The organism is Xanthomonas sp. BRIP62411 (genome assembly GCF_003993525.1).
Classification (GTDB): domain Bacteria; phylum Pseudomonadota; class Gammaproteobacteria; order Xanthomonadales; family Xanthomonadaceae; genus Xanthomonas; species Xanthomonas euroxanthea.
This window is the reverse complement of the sequence record NZ_QEZI01000022.1, coordinates 264860-287259: the sequence shown is the minus strand read 5'-3', so window position 1 is coordinate 287259 and position 22400 is coordinate 264860. Positions and strand designations below refer to the sequence as shown.

Genomic DNA, 22400 nt, shown 5'->3' with positions numbered 1-22400 from the left:
CAAACGCAATGCGGCGCGACACCTGCGTGTCGCGCCGCATATGCACGGCTGATCTCAGCGTGCGGTCCGATCGACTACCAGAACACCGCATAGAGCGCGACCAGGATCGCCACCACCCCGATCGCACCGATCTTGAAGCCCAGCGTGGTGCCGTAGGCCACATCGTCAGTGCGGATCAGATCGCGTGCCTGGGTCGGGGCGGTCATCAACGACACCAGCACCGCCAGCACCAGCGCGGCCACGAACACCACGCCGATGCGGTCCATGAACGGCAGTTCCGGCCAGGCGAACTTGAGCGCGAACGACAGCACCACCGAGCCGATCGCCGCGGTCAGCGCGCCGGCTTCGTTGGCGCGCTTCCAGAACAGGCCGAGCATGAAGATCACCACCACACCCGGGGTGAAGAAGCCGGTGAATTCCTGGATGAACTGGAAACCCTGGTCGAAGTTGCCCAGCAACGGCCGCGCGGTCAGGATGCCGATGATCACCGCCACGATGGCCACGATGCGGCCCACGCGCACCAGCTGCTTCTGCTCAGTCTGCGGCCGGAACTTGGCGTAGAAATCCAGGGTGAAGATCGTCGCCACCGAGTTGATCTTGGAAGCCAGCGAGGCCACGATCGCCGCCACCAGCGCCGCGAACACCAGGCCCAGGATGCCGGTCGGCAACAGCTGCATCATGGTCGGATAGGCCTGGTCGGGCTTGGCCAGGTCCGGCGCCAGCACCACTGCGGCAATGCCCGGCACCACGATCACCAACGGCATCAGCAGCTTCAGGAACGCGGCGAACACCATGCCCTTCTGCGCCTCGCCGATGTTCTTGGCCGCCAGCGCGCGCTGGATGATGTACTGGTTGAACCCCCAGTAGCTGATGTTCATCACCCACAGGCCGCCCAGCAACACGCTCAGGCCGGGCAGGTCCTTGTAGAACGGGTTGTCCTTGCTCAGGATCATGTGGAAGTGCTCCGGGTGCGCACTCCACAGATGCTTGAAGCCGGCCAGCACGCCGGCACCGTCGCCGATCCGTGCCAGGGTCAGCCCGGCCACCAGCAGGCCGCCCAGCACCAGCAGCGTGACCTGCACGATGTCGGTCAAGGCCACCGCCTTCAACCCGCCATACAGCTGGTAGACCAGCGCGAACACGCCGATCAACGCCAGCGCCAGGGTCTGGTCCATGCCGGTGACCTGGCTGACCGCGATCGAGCCCAGCCACAGGATCGAGGTGAGATTGACGAACACGTACAGCAGCAGCCAGAACACCGCCATCAGCGTGCGGATCCACTTGCCGTAGCGCTGTTCCAGGAACTGCGGCATGGTGTAGATGCCGTTGCGCAGGAAGATCGGCAGGAAGAACTTGCCGACGATCAGCAGCGTCAGCGCCGCCATCCACTCGTAGGACGCGATCGCCAGGCCGATCGCATAGCCGGAACCGGCCATGCCGATGATCTGTTCGGCCGAAATGTTCGCGGCAATCAGCGAGGCACCGATCGCCCACCACGGCAACGACTTGCTCGCCAGGAAGTAATCCTCGGCGCTCTTGGTGTGACCGGCCTTCTCGCGCGAGACCCACTGCGCGAGCACGAAGATGCCGGTCAGATAGACCAGCACAATCACGATATCCAACGTCGCCAAACCCACTGCACTCTCCTGTCTGGCTCTGGGCGGCGCGTCGTGGAGCGGACAGGCCTGCAGACTGCCGCCGCCCGCACCGCGTGCGTGGCGGCAGCGCGGCGAACCGCAGCTGCAGGCCTTCCCGGCCGATCGACGCGCGCGTCCCGCGGCGGCTGATGACACCACCGCTGAGGGTGGCCGCTGTAGCACGTCGCCGGGACCGGCGACGCGTGTGTCCTGATTACCTGGGCACGCCCGCAGGCGCGCCTGCGGGTGTGCTGCTTACTTGACCGGGCAGTCGAGCGTGACTTCGGCTTCGTTGAGCGCGCCCAGCGCGATCTTCGACACCGACAGATCCAGCGCCGCAGCGCTTTCGATGCTGGCGACCTGGGTCAGCTTGGTCACGTCCGCACCGGCCACCGCAAAGCACTTCAGCGGCACGCCCAGCACCTTCCACTGGCCCTGCGGCAGCGCGGCCAGGGTCTTCTGCGCATCGACACGGCCGCCGCAGTTGTCGCCACAGCCCACGCCCAGCCATACCGGCCCAGTCACCGCGCTGTCGCGGCGCACGGTCAGCTGCAACTGCACATCGCCGTTGCTCTCGCGCGAGACGTCGACCGGCTTGCCGGACACCAGCAATACGCTGGAGGCCTTGGCACCGGACCACACCAGGCGCCGCGCATCTTCCTGCGCCTTGTGATCGACGGCGGTCATCTTCAGGCTGCCATCGGACAGACCCACCGGCAGCGTGGTGGCCGGCATGTTGGCCTGGCCGGCGTTGGACAGCTGCATCGCAATGCCCAGCGCCGGCTTGCCGCGCACGAAGTACACCCCGCCCACCGACTGCTCGCCGGACACGCCCGATTCCTCCGGCAGCGCGGCCAGGTCGCCCTTGTCGGCATAGGTCAGGCCGAAGCCGAACTTGAACTGCGGGTCGTAATCCTTCTGGCCGACGTTGTTGGCGAACTGCACCGCGGTCCTGGGCCAGGAGAAGCTCAGCTTGCCTTTGAAGTCGTTCTGCACCGTGCCATCGGCCTTGCGCAGCAGCACGTCGGCAATGCCCTCGCCTTCGGAACCCGGCAACCAGGCGGCGACGAACGCATCGGCCGCATTGATGTACTGGTTCATCCACAACGGGCGCCCGCTCAGGAACACCGCCACCACCGGGATGCCCTCGGCCTTGAGCTTCTTGATCAATGCCAGCTCGCTCTCGTCGCCCGGCTTGTACAGCAGGGTGGCGATGTCGCCCTGGAACTCGGCGTACGGGTTCTCACCGAACACCACCACCGCCACGTCGGGCTTGGTCTTGTACGCACCATCGACTGCCAGCTCGGCGGTGCCGCCGGCGGCCTTGATCTGCTTGTCCAGGCCTTCCCAGATGGTGTTGCCGTTGGGGTAGTCGCTGCGCTTGGTACCGGTGCCCTGCCAGTTCAGCGTCCAGCCGCCGGACTGCTTGCCCATGTCGTTGGCGCCATCGCCCAGCACCAGCACGCGCTTTTTCGGATCCAGCGGCAGGATGCCGGCCTGGTTCTTCAGCAGCACCAGCGACTCGCGTACCGCCTGGCGGGCGATCGCGCGATGTTCCGGCGCGCCCAGCAATTCGTACTTGCCGCCGAGCGGGCGCTTGGACGGCTTGCCGGCTTCGAACAGGCCCAGGCGCAGCTTGACGCGCAGGATGCGGCGCACCGCATCGTCCAGGCGCTCCATCGAAATCTGGCCAGACTTCACCGCGGCCAGCTCGGTCTCGTAGATGCCCTTCCAGCTGTCGGAGGCCATCGCCATGTCGACACCGGCGATGAACGAGGCCGGGCAGTTCTCGTTGGTGCAGCCCTTGACCTGGCCGTGGCCATTCCAGTCGCCGACCACGAAACCGCCGAAGTTCATGCGGCCCTTGAGCACGTCGGTCAGCATGACCTTGTTGCCGTGCATCTTTTCGCCGTTGAAGCTGTTGAACGAGGCCATCACCGTCTGCGCACCGGCCGCGATCGCCGGCGGATAACCGGCCGCGTGGATGTCGCGCATGGTGGCTTCGGACACCTTGGTGTCGCCCTGGTCCTTGCCATCGGTGGTGCCGCCGTCGCCGACGAAATGCTTCACCGAGGAAATCACGTGGCTGCCGTCGAGGAACTGCGGGGTGCCCGGCGTGCCCTGCACGCCTTCGACCATCTTGCCGGCGAAGCTGGCCACCACGTCCGGCGACTCGGAATAGCCTTCGTAGCTGCGGCCCCAGCGGTCGTCCTGCGGCACCGCCACGGTGGGCGCAAAGGTCCACTCCATGCCGGTGACGCGGGTTTCGGCGGCGGTGACTTCACCGATCTTCTTGATCAGCTCCGGGTTGCGCGTGGCGCCCAGGCCGATGTTGTGCGGGAACAGCGTGGCACCGACGATGTTGCTCTGGCCGTGCACCGCATCGATGCCGAAGATGATCGGGATCGCATTGTCGCCCTTGGAGGTGTCCATCGACGCTTCATAGAAGGCGTCGGCCAGCTTCAGCCACTCGGCCGGCTTGGCGTCGTACTTGCCGCCCGGGTCGGAGTTGCCACCGGCCAGCACCGACCCGATGCGGTACTTGCGCACGTCGTCCGGGGTCATGCTGGCGATGTCGCCCTGGATGGTCTGGGCGACCTTCTCTTCGACACTCATCTTGGCCATCACATCGGTGATGCGCTGCTCCAGGGCCTGGTCCTGGGCGAACGGCCACTTCGGCGACGGCCACTGGTCGGGATGGATGGCGGTGGACGCCTCGGCGGGCGCGGCGGCCGGTGCGGTCTTGCTTGCCTCGGCGGCGGTGTCCTTGCCTTGGCAGGCGGCCAGCATCAGCACCGCGGCGGCGGTAGCCAGAGAGAGGGCACGACGCGCGACAGGCGAGGCGGTACGACGAAGCAGCTTGTCCAAGATCCAGGTCTCCAGGTGGTTCTCCCCACGGCGATGCGTGACGCCGCAGGCCATTAGGCGGCGTACGCTTGCGTGATTCCCCTACCCTGTCAACACCGCGCGCTCGTATGCCAAACGACGAGCAACTTATTGGCCCGGGCTATAGGCTTGGAATACCGGCAGCACCCGTCAAACCACGGGAAACCGCCAAATCCGGCGTGGCGCCTGGGCTTGCGTGGCGGCGCACTTTGCTGCGATGCACCACCGTGCCGGCTCCGCACTGCGCAGCCCAACCCGCCGTTGCAGGTATTGCCGGGTTCGCTTGCGGCGCCCTGTTCGAATGCCCGCCAACAGGTGAGCTCGCCGTCAAACAACTGTCATACCCCGGGCCTAGCGTGACCGGCTTGCCGATGCGCCACCGGCCATCGTTGATCGTCGTCTTTGCCTGGAGTTTCGATGTCCGCCTCCCCCGATCCCGCCCGCCGCCGCCTGATGCACCTGCTGGCGTCCGTCCCGCTGTTGCCGCTGGGCAGCGCCAGCGCCGCCGCCCTGCAACACCTCGGCGGTGCGGCATTAGCCGCACGCCCGCTGCGGCCGTCGGACACCCCGACCCAGCTGGTGTCGGCCACCTTCCATGGCATGCCGGCGCCCAGCCTGGCCAACCCCGCGGCGATGGCCACCACCACGGTGGGCTCGTCGCTGACGGTGGCGCGCAGCGACGGCAGCACCCAGCGGTATGCGCTTGCGTACCACCCGTTCTTCGTCACCGGCGATCAGGTGCCCGACGGCAAGGGCGGCACCGTGCTGGCCGGCGGCTACTACGACATCCAGCACCGCCCGATCATCGACCGCTCCAAACCCGGTGCCGAACGGCCGTTCTTTTCCGACTGCCCGGACGGCTCCTCGCTGCTGACCCTGCCCGATGCCAAGGTGCCCGGGGTCAAGGGCAATCACGTCTTCGCGGTGGTGCAGTTCGAATACACCACCCGCGACCAGGCCGGCAACGACACCAACCGGCACCTGCCCGCGCCGATCGCCGTGCTGACGCTGGATCAGGACCCGGCCACCGGCAAGCTGTCGCTGGTGAAGTACCACAACGTCGACACGGCACCGGTGCACGGGCTGTGGACCACCTGCGGGGCCAGCCTGTCGCCGTGGAATACCCACCTGTCCAGCGAAGAATACGAACCCGACGCCACCGCGCTGGCCGGCAATACCCAGTTCCGCAGCTATAGCACGCATCTGTACGGCGACCCGGAGAAGGCCAACCCGTATCACTACGGCCATCTGCCCGAAATCACCGTCCACCCGGACGGCACCGGGAGCGTGCGCAAGCATTACTGCCTGGGCCGCATCTCGCACGAGCTGGTGCAGGTGATGCCCGACCAGCGCACCGTGCTGATGGGCGACGACGCCACCAATGGCGGGCTGTTCATGTTCATCGCCGACCGCAAGGCGGACCTGTCGGCCGGCACCCTGTACGTGGGCAAGTGGCAGCAGACCTCGGGCGTGGGCCCGGGCGCGGCCACGTTGCGCTGGATCAAGCTCGGCCATGCCACCAGTGCCGAGATCCAGGCCATGGCCGACCGCCTCACCGCCGCCGACATCCTCGACGTGCATCTGAGCGACCCGGGCGATGCCGCGTTCACCAAAATTCCGTTCAACGGCACCTTCAACTGGATCCGCATCAAGCCCGGCATGGAGAAGGCGGCCACGTATCTGGAAACCCACCGCTACGCCGCCCTGGCCGGCGGCAGCCTGGGCTTCACCAAGCTCGAAGGCACCACCGTCAATGCCCGCGACAAGATCGCCTACATGGCGATGTCCTACATCGTCACCAGCATGCGCGACGGCTCGGGCGACGTGAAGGTGGAGGGCCCGGACGCGGGCGCGGTGTACGCCTTGAATCTGCGCGGCGGCCAGCGCGACCACCACGGCGCGCCGATCCACAGCGACTGGGTGCCGATCGACATGGCCGCACCGGCCGCGCTCACCGGCCACGACCTGGCCAAGGCCGACGCGCTGGGCAACCTGGCCGATCCGGAGCGCCTGGCCAACCCGGACAACCTCAAGTTCTCCGAAGCGCTGCGCACCTTGTTCATCGGCGAAGACAGCAGCCTGCACGTCAACAATTTTCTGTGGGCCTACAACGTGGACAGCGGCAGCCTCACGCGCCTGCTGTCGGTGCCCGCCGGCGCCGAATCCACCGGCCTGCATGCGGTCGACCAGATCCACGGCTGGACCTACGTGATGAGCAATTTCCAGCACCCCGGTGATTGGGAAAGCCCGCTGCACGACACCGTCAAGGCCACACTCGATCCGCTGGTGCGCGCCAACTACAAGAACCGCTTCGGCGCGGCGGTGGGCTACCTCACCGGCGACCCGGTGGCAGTAAAGCTGGGCCAGGCCTAGGCGCCGCCGTTCCAGTTGCAGCGTTGCGTGGCGCTGCAGCTGACACATACAGCATGGCGCTCTCGTTGCTGTCGCAATGCCGGTAGGAGCGCACCTGGGCGCGAGGAGCTTTGCCGATCTAACCTGTCGCGCCCGGGTGCGCTCCTACAGGTGAGGTCGCCGGATGTCGGGCCGCGTCGGCGAGAAGCGGATCAGACCGCAAGTGCATGAGCGCGCGGCTCAAGACTGCCGCAACTCCAGCGCCACCATCACGATGGGCTTGGCCCAGCCGGGCACCTGCGCCAGTTCGTCCGGCGTGGTCGGGTACTGCAGGCCGTTGCGGTCCAGTTCCAGCACCAATAGCGGGGCGACCTGCCCGGTCGCATCGGCGGGCACGCTGTTGTCGTAGACATGCAGCACCGCCAGATGCGGCAGCAGCGCGATCAGGTTGGCACGCGAGGCATCGTAGCGCTCGCGGATCTTGTGCTCGGGGATGGCATGCCCGCCGGCGGCCACGCGTGCGGCCACCCGTTCGATATGCAGCTCGACGCTGGACAGGCCGCAGAACCAGATCGCCACGGTGTGCTGCGCGCAGGCCTGCCGCAGCAGGCGCGGGATGGTCGTCGCCCCCAGGGTGGTTTCGAATGCATAGTCGCTGCCGGCATCCATGGCCTGGCGCAACCGTCGCACGCCCTCCTGCCAGGCTTGCGCATTGGCCTGTTCCGGTGGCCACCCCTGCTCCACCAGCTCCCGGGTGAACGCGTCCGGGTTGAACCAGGTGCCGCCGTCTTCCCGCAACACGCTGCCCAGCAGCGAACTCTTGCCGGCGCCGTTGACGCCGGCCAGCACCAGGATGTTTCCCACGATTTAGAGCGACGGGCCCAGGGTGACCTTGCTGCGCCGGCGTGCCGGCTTGCCGATCACCTGGGCCAGGCCTGGGCCATCGGTCACTGCCGCCAGATGCGCGTCGAACCTGGCCTGCAACGCCTGCAGCGATTGCGCCCGCGTCGAGGCGGCCGCCGCTGCGCTCGCCTGCCTCACCAGACGGTGGTACTCCTCCGCATCCACCACGACCGCCTCGGGATGGTTATGGTTGGTGATGACCACCGCGCCATGCGAGCGCACCTTGCGCATCAGGCTGGGCCAGCCCTTCACCTTGATGTCGGCGGCAGGGGATGTTTCGAGCTCGGGCAGATCCTGGAGGCGAGACATGGGACGGTCCTGCACGTGGGGGTGACTCACAGCCTACGCCCAACTTCCCATTTTGGGAAATTTGGCTATTTTGAACCAATCCATGCCGGACAGGCCGCCGCACAACGAAAACGGGGCCCGCAGGCCCCGTCGTCTTGCAATCGATGCGCCAGGCTCAGCCGCGCAGCTTGGCCAGCAGTTCGCGCGTCACCGGGTCCGCCACGTCGGCCGACTCGCCCTTCAGTGCCGGCAGCAACTGGCTGGCCAGCTGCTTGCCCAGCTCCACACCAAACTGGTCGAAGGCATTGATGCCCCACATCACCGACTGCACGTAGACGCTGTGCTCGTACATCGAGATCAGCGCGCCCAGCGCTTGCGGGGTCAGCGCGTCGAGCAGGATCACCGTGCTCGGGCGGCCGCCCGGATAACTGCGGTGCGGATCGCTGCTGTCCTGGCCGTTGGCCAGCGCCTCGGTCTGCGCCAATACGTTGGCCATCAGCGCGACATGGTTTTCCGCGTACGGATCGTCGTTGTGCACGGTGCCGATGAAATCGGCCGGCACCACGCTGGTGCCCTGGTGCAACGCCTGGAAGAAGCTGTGCTGCACATCGGTACCGGCACCGCCCCACCACACCGACACGGTGTCGCTGTCCACGGCAGAACCGTCCAGCTTGACCCGCTTGCCCAGGCTTTCCATCACCAGCTGCTGCAGGTAGGCCGGCAGCAGGGCCAGACGCTGGTCGTAAGTCATCACCGCATGCGTGGCGCTGCCGAGCAGGTTGCGGTTCCACACCGCCGTCAGGCCATGCAGCACGGCGACGTTTTCTTCCAGCGGCGTGTCGAGCGCATGCGCGTCGAACTGCGCCGCGCCTTCCAGCAATTGTTCGAAACGTTCGAAGCCGATCGCCAGGGCGATCGGGAAACCCACCGCCGACCACAGCGAATAACGGCCACCGACCCAGTCCCACATCGGCAGTACGCGGCTCGGCGCGATGTCGAAGGCCTTGGCGGCGCGCTCGGGATTGGCACTCACCGCGTACAGCCGCTCGCTGCCACCCAGCCAGGCGTGCAGGATGCTGCCGTTGAGCAGGGTTTCCTGGGTGCCGAAGGTCTTGGAAATCAGGATGCCGGCAGTGTGTGCCGGGTCCAGCGTGGCCAGCGTGCGCTGCATTGCCGCGCCGTCGACGTTGGAGACGAAATGCACGCGAAACCGCGCACCCGACGGCGCACGCAAGGCGTCGGCCACCAACCGTGGCCCCAGGTCCGAGCCGCCGATGCCGACGCTGACGATATCGGTGACGTCGGTGGCTTCCAGTTGCTTGATCAGCGCGCCCATGCGCTGGCGCACTTCCGCAGCGGTTGCATACGCTTCGGAGGCCACCGGCGCATCGGTCAGGTCGCCGCGCAACGCGGTATGCAGTGCAGCGCGCTGCTCGGTGACATTGACCTGCTCGCCGCGGAACAGGCGCTGGAACGCGCCGGCCAGATCACGCTCGCGCGCGATGGCGAACAAGGCATCGAGCGCGGCGCGGTCGTACTTCTGCCGCGCGAAATTGAAATACAACGGACCGACCTGCCTGGCGTACTGCGTCGGCCGTTGTGGCTCGGCGGCAAGCAATGCGGGGATGGCAGCGCCGCGCAGGCGCTGGGCGTGGGCGTGAAGCGCGTCGAATCCGTTGGTGTGTGTCATGCGGCCTGCGTGGGGATGCTGTGGTTGGTGTGGGTGATCGCGTTGCTGCCGTCCACATATACCAGATTGGGCTTGAAGGTCTCGGCTTCGGCTTCGCTCATGCTGGCGAAGGCGGCCACGATGATCAGATCGCCCACCTGCACGTGACGCGCGGCGCCGCCGTTGAGCGAAATGATGCCGCTGCCTTCGTCGGCACGGATGGCATAGGTGCTGAAGCGCGCACCGTTGGTGACGTCCCAGATATGCACCTGTTCGAACTCACGGATGCCGGTGGCTTCCAGCAGCAGGCCGTCGATGGCGATCGAGCCTTCGTAATTGAGCTCGGAGTGGGTGACAGTGGCGCGGTGGATCTTGGCTTTCAGCAGGGACAGGTGCATGACGGGCAACGGCAAAGGAAAGCCGGCATTTTAGCGGAAAGCGCCGATGTCCACCGGCCTGCCGCGCAACCGGTGGTGAGGGCTTCAGGCCGGCGCTGGACAACCGCGCCTGTGCGCAGGATCGCAGGCGTTGCCGGTCGCGGCCTGACGCAGCGCCTGCAGCGGCATCAGACCGCTCAGAATTCCAGGTTGTCGATCAGCCGCGTGGCGCCCAGGCGGGCGGCGATCAGGGCCACGCGCGCGCCGGCATGGCTGTCGCCCGGTTCGCTCAGGTCGGGCAGCCGCACCACCGCGTAATCGACGCGGAAACCGGCCTGTTCCAGCGCCTGGGTGGCGGCGTCCTCGACCTGCGCACGCGGCGTACCGGCGGCGTAGCTGTCGCGCATCTGCAGCAGCACCTTGCGGATCTGGGTCGAGCGCGGGCGCTCGTCGGCGGTCAGATACTGGTTGCGCGAGCTCATCGCCAGGCCGTCGGCCTCGCGCACGATGCTGCCGCCCAGGATCTCGATCGGAAACGCCAGGTCGGCCACCATCTGGCGGATCACCGCCAGCTGCTGATAGTCCTTCTTGCCGAAGGCGGCCACGTCCGGCTGCACCTGGTTGAACAGCCGCGCCACCACCGTGCACACGCCGTCGAAATGCCCGGGACGGCACACCCCTTCGAGCACGTCGCTGACGCCCGGCGCGTGGATCGGCGTGGCCAGCGCGGTGCCGAGCGGATACATGGTGTCCACGTCAGGCAACCACAGTGCATCGCAGCCGGCGTCTTCCAGGCCGCGCAGGTCGGCCTCCGGCGTGCGCGGGTAACGCGCGAAATCTTCGTTGGGGCCGAACTGGGTCGGGTTGACGAACACGCTCGACACCACGCGGTCGGCGTACTGGCGCGCCAGCATCACCAGCGAATAGTGGCCGGCGTGCAGGTTGCCCATGGTCGGCACCAGCGCCACCCGCAAGCCCTCACGCTTCCAGCCGGTGACCAGCGCGCGCAGGGCGGAAAGATCGGTCAGGGTCTGGATCATGCGGCGTACGCGTGCGCTGCATCGGGGAAGCTGCCGTCGCGCACGGCCTGCGCGTAAGCGCGCACCGCGCCCGCCACCGAGCCGCCTTCGGTGAGGAAATCCTTGACGAACTTGGGACGGCGGTGGCCGCTGTCCAGGCCCAGCATGTCGTGCATCACCAGCACCTGGCCATCGCAGCCGGGGCCGGCGCCAATGCCGATGGTGGGCACCTGCAGCTCGGCGCTGATCTGTGCGGCGATCGGCGTGGGTACGCATTCCAACACGACCAGGCTGGCGCCGGCATCGACCACGGCCTGCGCATCGCGGCGCAACTGCTCGCCGGCTTCGCCGCGCCCCTGCACCGTGTAACCGCCAAAACGCAGCACCGATTGCGGGGTCAGCCCCAGGTGCGAGCAGACCGGGATCTCGCGCTCGACCAGATAGCGGATCACCTCGAGCTTGTGCCCGGCGCCCTCGATCTTGACCATCTCCGCGCCGGCCTGCAGCAGCCGGGTGGCAGCGTCCAGCGCGCGCTCCGGCGTGGCATCGGCCTGGAACGACAGATCGGCCACCAGCAGTGCCTGCTCCAGCACCCGCGCCACTGCGGCGGTGTGGTAGACCATGTCGGCAGTGGTCACCGGCAAGGTGGAATCGTGCCCCTGCACCACCATGCCCAGCGAATCGCCGACCAGGATCAGGTCCACGCCGTTGGCATCGAAGGTCCGCGCGAAACCTGCGTCGTAGGCGGTCAACATGACCAGTTTTCGACCCTCGCGCTTGGCCTGCGCCAAGGCGGGCACGGTCCAGGGCTTGCTGTCGGTATGGCTGCTCATGAAGTCATTACGTGGGGTGATAAGCCGGCCATTATCTACCCAATCGGCTCCAGCCCACAGGCATCGATGGCCTGCAGAGCGTGTCGCACTGTTCCATGGCCCGGAATGATCGCGTCCGGGGCAAGCTCGGACAGCGGCAACAGCGCAAAGGCGCGCGCCTGCAGATGCGGGTGCGGTACCTGCAAACGCGGCAGGTCGATCACCTGGTCGGCGTACAGCAGCAGATCCAGGTCCAGCGTGCGCGGGCCCCAGCGCTCGCCATCCACGCGCTGCCGACCGAAGGTCTGCTCGATGCCGAGCAGGGCCTCCAGCAGCGGCAGTGGCGCCAGCGCAGTGCGCAGCTGCGCCACGGCATTGATGAAATCGGGCTGGTCTTCGCGGCCCCAGGCCGGCGTGCGGTACAGGCGCGAGGCGGCAACCAGCGTGGTCTGCGGCAGCTCGCCCAGCGCGGCGATGGCCGCGCGCACGCTGGCCTCGGCCGGGCCCAGGTTGGCGCCCAGGCCGACAAAGGCGGTATGCACGCCCTATTCGCCTGCGGGCGCGCCGGTGCGACGGCGGCGACGGCGGCGCTTGCGCGGTGCATCCTCCTCGCCGGCGTGATCGGCCTGCGCGGTTTCGATCGCATCGACCAGTTCCTGGCCGGAGGACTTCTGTGCCTCGCGCCAGAACTCCACATCGGCGGCATGGTCGGCCGAGGCGAACTGGCGCAACACCAGGAAATCGAACGCGGCGCGGAAACGCGGATGCGACAAGGTGCGGAACACGCGCTTGCGCTGGCGCGAGGAGAAGCGCGTCTGCAGCAGCCAGATTTCCTGCATCGGCAGCGAGAAACGGCGCGGCAGCGCCACGCGTTCGAGCTGATGCAGGGTGACCCGGTCGGCGGCGCGACGCTGCGCGTCCTCCGGCTGCACGCCTTGCGCCTGCAGGCCCATCAAGGTGCGGCAGAACGCCGGCCAGAGCAGCAGGGCGAACAGGAACGCCGGCGACACCGGTTCGTCGTTGGCCACGCGCGCGTCGGTGTTGCGCAGGCCTTCCAGCACCATGGCGCGCAGTGCGCCACTGCGGTTGGATTTCAGGGCCGCCGCACTTTCCGGGAACAGCGCACCGAGCAGGCCGTAACGCTCCAGGCCTTCGAAACTGGCCACGCCGTGCCCGGACAGGAACAGCTTGAGAATCTCTTCGAACAAGCGCGCTGGCGCCGCTTCGGACAACAGACCGGCCAGGCGCGGAATGGGTTCTGCGGTGCCGGCTTCGATGTCGAAGTTCAACTTGGCCGCCAGACGCACCGCGCGCAGCATGCGCACCGGATCTTCCTGGTAGCGCAGCTCCGGGTCGCCGATCAGCTTCATCAGGCGCGCCTGCACGTCTTCGAAGCCGCCGCAGTAATCGCGTACCGAGAAATCCTCGATCGCGTAGTACAGGGCGTTGCAGGTGAAGTCGCGACGGATCGCATCGTCTTCGATGGTGCCGTAGACGTTGTCGCGCACCAGGCGGCCGTTATCCAGCTCGCGGTCGCCGCTGCCATCGTCGATGTTGGCGCGGAACGTGGCCACTTCGATGATCTCGCGACCGAACACCACATGCGCCAGGCGAAAGCGGCGGCCGATCAGGCGACAGTTGCGGAACAGCGCTTTGACTTCTTCCGGCGTGGCACTGGTGGCCACGTCGAAATCCTTGGGATGGCCGCCGACCAGCAAGTCGCGGACCGCGCCGCCGACCAGGTAGGCACCAAAGCCCGATTCGCGCAGGCGGTACAGCACGCGCAACGCGTTGGGGCTGATGTCCTTGCGCGAGATGGTGTGCTGATCGCGTGGGATGACGCGCAGCGTGAACGGAGATGTAACTGAGGATTCGATGATGGCGCTTCCGTCTTGTGTTGCAGGATTGCCCAACGGGTTTGAGCGCACTATACTAGCGCGCTGCACAAGACGCACCAAACGCTCCCTTCGTCTAATGGTTAGGACGTGGCCCTCTCAAGGCTAAAACAGGGGTTCGAGTCCCCTAGGGAGCACCACCGTCGTCTGGCTGCAGAACACGCCAAGGCCCCGCATTGCGGGGCTTTTGCGTTGCTGGGCATCGGTGACTGCCGCTGGTCGGGCGACGCGCGATGATCCCGTTCCCCGCCCCGGCGAACATGTCGCCCATGGCGACTGCGTCGATCCGATCTACCGGTGCGCCGACTGGCTGAGGCCGGTTGCGGGCCAAACACCCGTGCACCAAGCCGCGCAGTCGGCCGCCCGCTCCACGCCTGCGGCTGCATGTGCTGCCACGCGAGGGCGGCGCATCGGCCTGGCCGATGCCGATCACCCCGCGACAAACATCATGTATGGCCCGATCAGGACATGGACCTGCGCGACAATGCGTCCGCATCGGCGCCACGTGCGATCGCCCTCGTACTTGCGCGCAGCGATTGCAGATCGACGTGGATGTTTGCAGTGCATGGCAACGCCTCACTCGGCCAATGGATGAAAAATGCCGGCATCACTGTCGGTTTCGGCGACGGCGTCGTGGGCATGCAGACTTTCCAGGTGGCGCACCGCCACATGGAAAACGGCATGGTGCTCGGCCAGCACCTTGCGCAACCGCCGCGCGGCATCTTCGACATACATCAGGTTGGCGCCATTCAAGCGGGCGAACGCCTGCTCGTCGACACGCCGTACCGCCGCCTGTACCGGCGTCGCCAGCGCCTGCTCGCACAGGCCGACCAGCGCGCGGATACCGAAACGCGGCAAGCTCGCGCCCAGCTCCACGCGTATTTGCGCCACGCTGCGCTGGCTGTGCGGCGTGGCGTACGAACCGTGCTGTTGCAGCCACTGCGCCACCTCTTCGACCGGCAACGCATCGCGCCTTGCGTGTTGCTGCAAGAACGCACCGCTCAGCAACTGGCGCGACAAGGCCGCCGAACAGGGACAGGTGGAGGCGTACAGCACCTCGACCTGCAACTGGATCCGGGTGCGGCCTGCACTTGACTGGGCATCGATGCGCACCGGATAGGCGCGCCAGCCGCTCAGTCCTTCGCTGCGCAGCGCCGGCACCCGCAACATCAGCTCAAAGCTCAGCGTCAGCCGCGCCGCCCGGCTGCCGCAATCGGCATGACTGTCGATCAGCGCCTGCAGCAGCTGCGACACCATCGCCGGCGACACCGGCTGTTCCAGATGCCGATCCAGCAAGCGATACAAGCGCGACATATGGATGCCCTTGAGTTCCGGGCGCGGCAGATCCACCTGCACGCCGGCACGCGCGGCCACGCTGCCGCCGGGTTCGGCATCGTCCAGGCGCACCGGCACGGCAATGTCCTGCATGCCGACCCAGCGCAGCGGCGCACTCGATGTGGACGGTTCGGTAACGGCAACATCGGGAAGCGTGGTGGACATCGAAAGCTCGTTGAAGGAGATGGGGGAATCGCGCCTCAGGCGCGACCGGGGAACATCTGGAAGTAATCGTCGATACCGGCATGCAGCGTTTGCGCCAGTTCGTCCTGATGCGTATCGCCACACAGCCGCCGGCAATCGTCGCGATTGCTCATGAAGCCGGTTTCCACCAGCAACGACGGAATATCCGGCGACTTCAACACCGCAAAGCCAGCCTGCCCGACCTGGTCCTGATGCAGGCGCGTCACCTGCTGCAGCCGCCCGAGCATCAACTTGCCGAACGCCACGCTGCTGGCGATGGTGCCGCTCAGCGACAGGTCGGCCAGCACCTGCGACAGCACCGGGTTGCTGGGCACCCGCAGACGGCGCGCACTGTCGCCCATGTCGTCGGCGGCGTTTTCGCTGTCGGCGATCCAGCGCGCCAATGCCGAGCTGGCGCCGTTCTGCGACAACGCAAACACCGAAGCACCGCGCGCCTGGCTGCTGGGCGCAGCATCGGCATGGATGGACACGAACAGATCGGCATTGCGGCGATGGGCGATCAACACCCGCTCGTGCAACGCCACGAAGCGATCATCGCTGCGGATCATGGTCGGCCGGTAACGCGGGTCGGCCGCCAGACGCTGGTGCAGCCGCCCCGCGACCGCCATGGCCACATGCTTCTCGTAGCGCGCATCGGCACTGACCGCGCCGGGATCCTTGCCGCCATGACCGGCGTCGATGGCGACCACGTAGGGATGCAGGCGGGAGCGCGTGGGCGCAGCCGCCGCAACAGCCGGCTCGGTCGGATCGGCTGCGGACAACGACGCAGTACCGGACACAGCAGCAAGATCGAGCACCAGCGCACCATCCTCCCAGCGCGCCGTGGCTGTCAGCGGCTGCACCAGATCGAGCACCACGCGCAGCCCATCGCAATGCGGGCCGCTACGGATGGCAACGACTGCGAGACCGTCAGGCAATGGATCGACCTGCGGTGGCTGTGTCGAAACGCCCGGCAAGTCGATGACCAAGCGCGCTGGATTGGACAGGCTGAAGCTGCGGTAGGCGACCTGCGTACTCAATGCAAGTCGAAGCTGCAGTTCCCTACCCTGGCGCTGCAGGTTGCAGCTGCGCAGCTCCGGGAGCGACTGCGCATGGGCAAGGCCCGGCGACAGCACCAAGGCTGCGCCGACGGTGCGCAACACCTGCCGCCGCCTCATCGGGCCGGTTCCGGAGGATCGACGCGGCCACCGAGCCGATTCGAGTATGGAAGGTTTGGCATGGTGACCAGGCAAACAACACTCTGAGGTAAGGAGCGCGACACGATGTAACCGGACGAACGACGGAACGAAGTGTTATAAAGTAACATTTATCGCGCAAAAGCAAGCCTGTTGTGTCCCGCCTACACCCTCACGTTCACTCTTGCCGAAGAGCCACAATGTCCCCCGTCATCCCCGACAGCTATACCGCCTGGCGCCACTGCATCGAGGTCGACTGCGGCCAGCCACTGACCGCCTCCTTCATCGCCCGACGTCTCGCGAGCCTGCACGACCTCGGCGACCACCACACTCAGCAATTTTTGCGTCGTTGGGGCGAACGTCATTACCGGCGGGTGACTGGATGGTTTGCGCGTGCTGATGGCGAACTCGAGCCGAGCCGCTAAATAGCGCGCGCGCTCCAGCACCGCACATCACGCCTGACCGGATAGGTCCAGGTAACGGCGGATGCGGTTGACTGTCCTCGCTGATCGGCGGACGGTATGCCACAGCGATTTTCTGCGACAAACAATCAACAAAATCTGCCATTCAACACGTAACGTATAAGCGCCTGAATCGCAGGCGGAGTTGCCCCATGCAGGGGGAAGGCAAAATCATGAAGAACGCAAAAACCTGGCCTATGGCTTTTTGTTTAATCGTCGGACTCTTCGCATCGAGCGCAGCGATGGCTGATTGCTGCCCCAGTGGCGGCATCGGCGCGCCCGCCGTCGGGCTTGGCGATAGCAATCCCAAGGCAGCCAACCTCGCTATGGACTCCTCGCTTGCCATCTACGAGTTCCATCGTGATGGCGTGACATATTTGCAAATCAACGATGTCACCGGCGTGGTCCACGCTGTCGTCGCCCGGGTGGATGACGCTCTATGGACCCTACCAATGGGCAAGGATGTGGATCGCGTTGTATTGCCCAAGAAAAATAAAATCTCCTCAGCTCCAAGCCTGAGCGAGCTGACTGCAAACGATGCAGCCCAGCTTAGTCAAGCCCAACTTGTCTATAAGACAAGAAACTTCACAGTGCTCACACGGCGCGGAGCAACTGGGGATCAGTGGATCGTGTCTCCCTGACCAGTACGGGATTGGCTTCAGCGACCAGGAATGTCAGAACCAATGCATGGCGGCGATGAAACATGCCGCCATGCGCTTTCAATCTTGCTTTCAGTTCTGCTTCTACGTCATTCGAGTCGCGCCGCACCGTGTCAACCGATGCGGAATCAGCAATAACACGTACTGCAACACCACGGGTCTCCCTCGCTATCCATGCACGCACCTGGATGAAATGCCTGCCAGCCGGAGGCAGAATCTCGACGCAATTGAGCACACTGCGATAGGCGCTCAACTGTAGCTCCAAAGACAGGCTCCTGCAGTCGCCACGAAACACATACTGGAACTTAGAAGCACAGAAGCGCTCAAGCGCCGGCGAACATAGCGCTTGATACAACCCATGCGTCTCTATTTCCAACGGATACAATGCAGCCACATATTGCTGCAACAGCTGCGATTCGATAACACCCACTCGTGTCATCTCCATCGCAACCGAGTGCTGCCCTTTTGCTCTCAAATCGGCCACCACATCTTTGCGCATCCGATTGATCTGCACATTGATGTCGGAGTATTCAAGCACGCGATTGCGCAACAAGCGCTCGGCGCTGGCGTAGCTTGCGCGACCCAAAGTGTAAATATCATCCTTCGACTGATTCGATATACCGTCGCGGACAGGCTCACGTAGACGGGCGTTAAAGACAAACAGAATCGTCGTCACAAACGCATAAAGCAGTTGGATATTGAAAACAGCCTGATCAAAGAACCCGAGCTGATACACCTTAGGCATTGAGAACTCAAGCGCAAAACTTGCCAACAGCGCCCCTAAGGCATTCCCTCTCCACCCATGCCTGAAAGTCAGCACCACCATCGGCACGAGCATCGCGACCATCAAAACGTTTCGAATCGATGGATCATTCAAGACACTAAGAGTGAAGAAGAAGCTGAGGACAACAACCACAGCGACGCCAACATCCCGCGGAAAACTGGAACGCACAGGACTCTGATTCCAATTGGCCCACAACATTACCGGCAACAACAGGGTGAGCACGCCGAGATAGCTGCCCGCTCCATATCGCAACAGCAAGTCGATAACAGGGTAGATCGGCGGCCCACCGAGCAGCCCATTCAATAACAGGCTGCATAACGCATTCCAAAGCGCTAGCGCGAGAGCAGCGGGGACAAGCCACTGCTCCCGCTTGACGATGTAAGGAGCGCGGTAACGCAGCAGTCCAATCGCACAGGCGATCAAGGGCGCGTGCAATAGGGGGCTCAAATACGACCAGAGCGGGCTGAACCCCTGAAGCTCGCCCAAAGGAATCCGCAGGAACAACATCGCTGCAGCGTCCCCTGCCAACAGAAACGGCCACTCCCGATAGGGTCGATAGAGCAAGGTAACGACCCGCAAACCAACTGGCAGGTACCACTGATCAAGGGAAAAACGCCAAAGCAACAGAAACACCAAGCAGTAGCACACGCTGATCAGCATGCCCCTGACAAGCTCTTTAGCTACTGCCATACCACCACTCCTTGGTTCCACGATTCGCCCTAGTCTGGAGGGAAACTGCCTGGTGGAGTATAGCGGTGGCGCACAATTTGCAAAAAGAGCCGGTGCCCTTCAAGGCGGTTATCGCCGTTGAAGACGCGCATTGCACTTTGCTGGTGCGTTGGGCCACGCGGGAATCGGGTCGCCTGACACAGCAGAGGCCAGAGCTGCGAGCAGTCGCGAGGAGGCGCATGCACCGCATCCAGCCCAACGATGACAGCCGGCGCGATTGAGGCGCCTGCAGCGATGCAGGCATGCGAGACATCGGCAAGATGCCAGGCGAGACCGTCAACGAACAAGGCCGCGCAGTGCGCGGCCTTGTTCGTCTTCCATGCCGATATCAGCATAACGGAGCAGATCAGCCCTCCATCTGCTCCAGCTCCTTGCCCTTGGTCTCGTAGACGTACCTGAGCACGAAGAACACCGAGATGAACGCGGCGACGGTGTAGATGCCGTAGGCGCCGGCCAGGCCGATGCTGCCCAGCAGGATCGGGAAGCTGACGGTGATGGCGAAGTTGGAGGTCCACTGCGCGGCGCCGGCAATGGCCAGGCCCGAGCCGCGGATCTGGTTGGGGAACATCTCGCCCAGCATCACCCACATCACCGGGCCCCACGAGGCATTGAAGAACACCACGTAGACGTTGGCGGCCACCAGCGCGAGCATGCCCATGGCATCGGACATGGCGAGCTTGCCGTTGGGATCCAGCGAGGCGGTGGCAAAGGCATAAGTCACCAGGGCCAGCGAGACCGCCATGCCGGCCGAGCCGACCCATAGCAGCGGCTTGCGGCCGATCTTGTCGACCAGCATCACCGTGACCAGGCAGGCGCCGATGCTCAGTCCGCCGGAGAGCACGTTGATCAGCAGCGCGTCCTGTTCGGAGAAACCCACCGCCTGCCACAGCACGGCGCCGTAATAGAACACCACGTTGATGCCGACCAGTTGCTGGAACACCGCCAGGCCCACGCCGATCCAGACGATCGGGCGGATCTTGCCGGTGGCCTTGTTGATGAGGTCGGAGAACTTGGGTTTGTGCTGGTCGGCCGACATCGAGGCCGAGATCTCGGCCAGCTTGGTCTGCGCGGCGGCGTTGCCGTACAGGCGCTTCAAGACCACCAGCGCCTGCTCGCGGCGGCCCTTGACCACCAGGTAGCGCGGGCTCTCCGGGATGACCAGCAGCAGCAACAGGAACAGCAGCGAGGGAACCGCCTGCATCCAGAACATCCAGCGCCAGGCGGCCTGCCCGGCCCATAGCGGCTCGGTGGAGGCACCGGCGGCGTTGGCCAGCAGGTAGTTGCTCAGGAACGCGCAGAACAGCCCGCTGATAATGGCGATCTGCTGCATCGTGGCCAGCCGGCCGCGATAGCGCGCGGAGGCGACCTCGGCGATGTAGGCCGGCGAGATGACGCTGGCCGCGCCCACCGCGAAGCCGCCCATCACGCGGGCGAAGATGAAGAAGCCGGAACTGTGCGAGGCACCGGCGCCAATGGCCGAGAGCAGGAACAGTGCCGCAGAAATGATCAGGACCGCGCGGCGGCCCCAGCGGTCGGCCAGACGGCCGGCGAAGAAGGCGCCAATGGCGCAGCCCAGCAGCATCGAGGCGACTTCGAACCCGGTCTCGGCGGCACTGGAATTGAAGGTCTGCTTCAGGCCGTCGACAGTGCCGTTGATCACGCCGCTATCGAAACCGAACAAAAAACCGCCGATCGTGGCTACGCAACTGATCAGGACGATGAAACGGGTGTTCTCGCCGGCATCGGGGGCGCCGTCTATGGAGACACTGGACATGGGTTCACCTGGAAGCATGCAAAGGAGCGGCCACGGGGGCGGCCGACATCGGCCGGCGACGCGCAGTGCGCCGCCGGCCACGGGACATCAACGCGTCAGATACTGGTTGATCAGGTTCTCGTAGGCTTCCTGGCGGCCGCTGAGTTGCTTGGGTTCGTTGCCGGCCGCGTACTGGGCCAGATCCACCAGCGTGCTGCTGCCGTTGGCAAACTCCGCACCCGCGCCGCTGTCGAAGCTGGCGTAACGCTCGGCGCGCCACTGCTCCAGCGGCGAGGACGTCAGCAGCGCATTGGCCACTTCCAGCCCGCGTGCAAACGCGTCCATGCCGCCGATATGCGCCAGGAACAGGTCCTGCGGGTCGGACGACTCGCGGCGCACCTTGGCATCGAAATTCAGCCCGCCCGGTGCCAGCCCGCCCTGGCGCAGCACCACCAGCATCGCGCCGACGGTGTCGTACAGGTCGGTCGGGAACTGGTCGGTATCCCAGCCGTTCTGCGGGTTGCCGCGGTTGGCATCGATGCTGCCGAGCAGGCCTGCATCGGCTGCCACCTGCAGGTCGTGCTCGAAGCTGTGGCCCGACAGCGTGGCGTGGTTGGCTTCGATATTGAGCTTGAAGTCCTGGTCCAGGCCGTGCTGGCGCAGGAAGCCGATCACCGTGGCGCTGTCGAAGTCGTACTGGTGCTTCATCGGCTCCATCGGCTTGGGCTCGATCAGGAAGTTGCCTTGGAAGCCGATCGCACGGCCGTAGTCGCGTGCCAGGGTCAGAAAGCGCGCCATGTTGTCCTGCTCGCGCTTCATCTGGGTGTTGTGCAGGCAGGCATAGCCCTCGCGGCCGCCCCAGAACACGTAGTTCTCGCCACCCAGCTCGACGGTGGCATCGATCGCGGCCTTGACCTGCACCGCCGCACGCGCCACCACATTGAAGTCCGGGTTGGTCGATGCGCCGTTCATGTAGCGCGGGTGCGAGAACAGGTTGGCGGTGCCCCACAACAGCTTGACGCCGGTGTCGGCCTGGCGCTGCTTGGCGATGCCGACCATGTGTTTGAGGTTGCGCTCGTACTCACCGATGTCGTCGGCATCGGGCGACAGGTCGATGTCGTGGAAGCAGTAATACGGCACGCCGAGCTTGGTGAAGAATTCGAACGCGGCATCGGCCTTGGCTTCGGCACGGTCCAATGCGGTGTTGCCGATATCCCACGGATACGCACGCGTGCCGGGGCCGAACGGATCGGCGCCATTGCCGCAGAAGCTGTGCCAGTAGGCCACGGCAAAGCGCAGATGCTCGGCCATGGTCTTGTCGCCGATCTGCTTGTTGGCGTCGTAGACCTTGAAGGCCAGCGGGTTGTCCGAGTCGCGGCCTTCGAAGCCGATCTTGCCGATACCGGGGAAATATTCTTTGGCGCCGATGTAGACGGTGTTGCTCATGGGGTGGAATGTCCTT

18 protein-coding genes and 1 tRNA gene are annotated in these 22400 nt (G+C 65.4%); 4 read left to right on the top strand and 15 right to left on the bottom strand.

Annotated elements, in window-relative coordinates; all coding sequences use genetic code 11:
- Nucleotides 1-74: 74 nt before the first annotated feature.
- Entirely contained in the window at nt 75-1637 is a 1563-nt protein-coding gene (locus EO139_RS17990; RefSeq protein WP_104582942.1) for a sodium/sugar symporter, read from the bottom strand.
- A 255-nt stretch (nt 1638-1892) separates the two neighbouring features.
- On the bottom strand, nt 1893-4505 hold the full coding sequence (locus EO139_RS17980; protein ID WP_126971753.1) for an exo 1,3/1,4-beta-D-glucan glucohydrolase: 2613 nt from the start codon (nt 4503-4505) through the stop codon (nt 1893-1895).
- A 435-nt stretch (nt 4506-4940) separates the two neighbouring features.
- Between EO139_RS17980 and EO139_RS17975 the strand changes: the two genes are divergently transcribed.
- The gene (locus tag EO139_RS17975; RefSeq protein ID WP_104582941.1) at nt 4941-6896 is read left to right on the top strand and encodes an alkaline phosphatase PhoX; all 1956 of its coding nucleotides are present in this window, start codon (nt 4941-4943) and stop codon (nt 6894-6896) included.
- A gap of 219 nt (nt 6897-7115) precedes the next feature.
- On the opposite strand, the gene EO139_RS17970 is transcribed toward EO139_RS17975, so the two are convergent.
- The 8 genes from EO139_RS17970 to pcnB all read right to left on the bottom strand — a co-directional run bounded on the left by EO139_RS17970 (nt 7116) and on the right by pcnB (nt 13856).
- Complete coding sequence (locus EO139_RS17970; protein WP_126971751.1) at nt 7116-7739, bottom strand: AAA family ATPase; 624 nt, start codon at nt 7737-7739, stop codon at nt 7116-7118.
- Between the two features lie 3 nt (nt 7740-7742).
- On the bottom strand, nt 7743-8087 hold the full coding sequence (locus EO139_RS17965; protein ID WP_126943174.1) for a type II toxin-antitoxin system prevent-host-death family antitoxin: 345 nt from the start codon (nt 8085-8087) through the stop codon (nt 7743-7745).
- A 154-nt stretch (nt 8088-8241) separates the two neighbouring features.
- Complete coding sequence (pgi, locus tag EO139_RS17960; RefSeq protein WP_126971749.1) at nt 8242-9756, bottom strand: glucose-6-phosphate isomerase; 1515 nt, start codon at nt 9754-9756, stop codon at nt 8242-8244.
- On the bottom strand, nt 9753-10133 hold the full coding sequence (panD, locus tag EO139_RS17955; protein ID WP_126971747.1) for an aspartate 1-decarboxylase: 381 nt from the start codon (nt 10131-10133) through the stop codon (nt 9753-9755). The genes pgi and panD overlap by 4 nt, the downstream gene beginning before the upstream one ends.
- A 176-nt stretch (nt 10134-10309) precedes the next feature.
- Nucleotides 10310-11152 carry a pantoate--beta-alanine ligase gene (panC, locus tag EO139_RS17950; RefSeq protein ID WP_126971745.1) on the bottom strand — a complete coding sequence of 281 codons (843 nt, stop codon included), beginning with the start codon at nt 11150-11152 and terminating at the stop codon, nt 10310-10312.
- Nucleotides 11149-11964 (bottom strand): 3-methyl-2-oxobutanoate hydroxymethyltransferase, encoded by an 816-nt coding sequence (panB, locus tag EO139_RS17945; protein WP_119128416.1) that lies wholly within the window; start codon nt 11962-11964, stop codon nt 11149-11151. The genes panC and panB overlap by 4 nt, the downstream gene beginning before the upstream one ends.
- A gap of 35 nt (nt 11965-11999) precedes the next feature.
- Nucleotides 12000-12485, bottom strand: a complete 486-nt coding sequence (gene folK, locus EO139_RS17940) for a 2-amino-4-hydroxy-6-hydroxymethyldihydropteridine diphosphokinase (protein WP_126971742.1) — start codon at nt 12483-12485, stop codon at nt 12000-12002.
- A 3-nt stretch (nt 12486-12488) separates the two neighbouring features.
- Nucleotides 12489-13856 carry a polynucleotide adenylyltransferase PcnB gene (gene pcnB / locus EO139_RS17935; protein WP_104582933.1) on the bottom strand — a complete coding sequence of 456 codons (1368 nt, stop codon included), beginning with the start codon at nt 13854-13856 and terminating at the stop codon, nt 12489-12491.
- 47 nt (nt 13857-13903) lie between these two features.
- On the opposite strand from pcnB, the gene EO139_RS17930 reads away from it, so the two are divergent.
- Nucleotides 13904-13978: transfer RNA gene (locus EO139_RS17930), tRNA-Glu, on the top strand.
- Between the two features lie 436 nt (nt 13979-14414).
- Here the strand turns inward: EO139_RS17930 and folE2 are convergent.
- The gene (gene folE2 / locus EO139_RS17925) at nt 14415-15338 is read right to left on the bottom strand and encodes a GTP cyclohydrolase FolE2 (RefSeq protein ID WP_126971740.1); all 924 of its coding nucleotides are present in this window, start codon (nt 15336-15338) and stop codon (nt 14415-14417) included.
- A gap of 35 nt (nt 15339-15373) precedes the next feature.
- The gene (locus EO139_RS17920; RefSeq protein ID WP_126971737.1) at nt 15374-16534 is read right to left on the bottom strand and encodes an N-acetylmuramoyl-L-alanine amidase; all 1161 of its coding nucleotides are present in this window, start codon (nt 16532-16534) and stop codon (nt 15374-15376) included.
- A 218-nt stretch (nt 16535-16752) separates the two neighbouring features.
- Here EO139_RS17920 and EO139_RS17915 point away from each other — a divergent pair, with 218 nt between their 5' ends.
- Nucleotides 16753-16977 (top strand): hypothetical protein, encoded by a 225-nt coding sequence (locus EO139_RS17915; protein WP_126971734.1) that lies wholly within the window; start codon nt 16753-16755, stop codon nt 16975-16977.
- 209 nt (nt 16978-17186) lie between these two features.
- Entirely contained in the window at nt 17187-17654 is a 468-nt protein-coding gene (locus tag EO139_RS17910; protein WP_126971732.1) for a hypothetical protein, read from the top strand.
- On the opposite strand, the gene EO139_RS17905 is transcribed toward EO139_RS17910, so the two are convergent.
- From EO139_RS17905 to xylA, 3 genes are all read right to left on the bottom strand, one after another.
- Entirely contained in the window at nt 17608-19146 is a 1539-nt protein-coding gene (locus EO139_RS17905; protein ID WP_126971729.1) for an MASE1 domain-containing protein, read from the bottom strand. The two genes, EO139_RS17910 and EO139_RS17905, sit on opposite strands and share 47 nt — an antisense overlap.
- Nucleotides 19147-19531: 385 nt before the next feature.
- Complete coding sequence (locus EO139_RS17900) at nt 19532-20959, bottom strand: sugar porter family MFS transporter (RefSeq protein WP_164739111.1); 1428 nt, start codon at nt 20957-20959, stop codon at nt 19532-19534.
- 87 nt (nt 20960-21046) lie between these two features.
- Nucleotides 21047-22384 (bottom strand): xylose isomerase, encoded by a 1338-nt coding sequence (gene xylA, locus EO139_RS17895; RefSeq protein ID WP_126942573.1) that lies wholly within the window; start codon nt 22382-22384, stop codon nt 21047-21049.
- Nucleotides 22385-22400 lie beyond the last annotated feature (16 nt).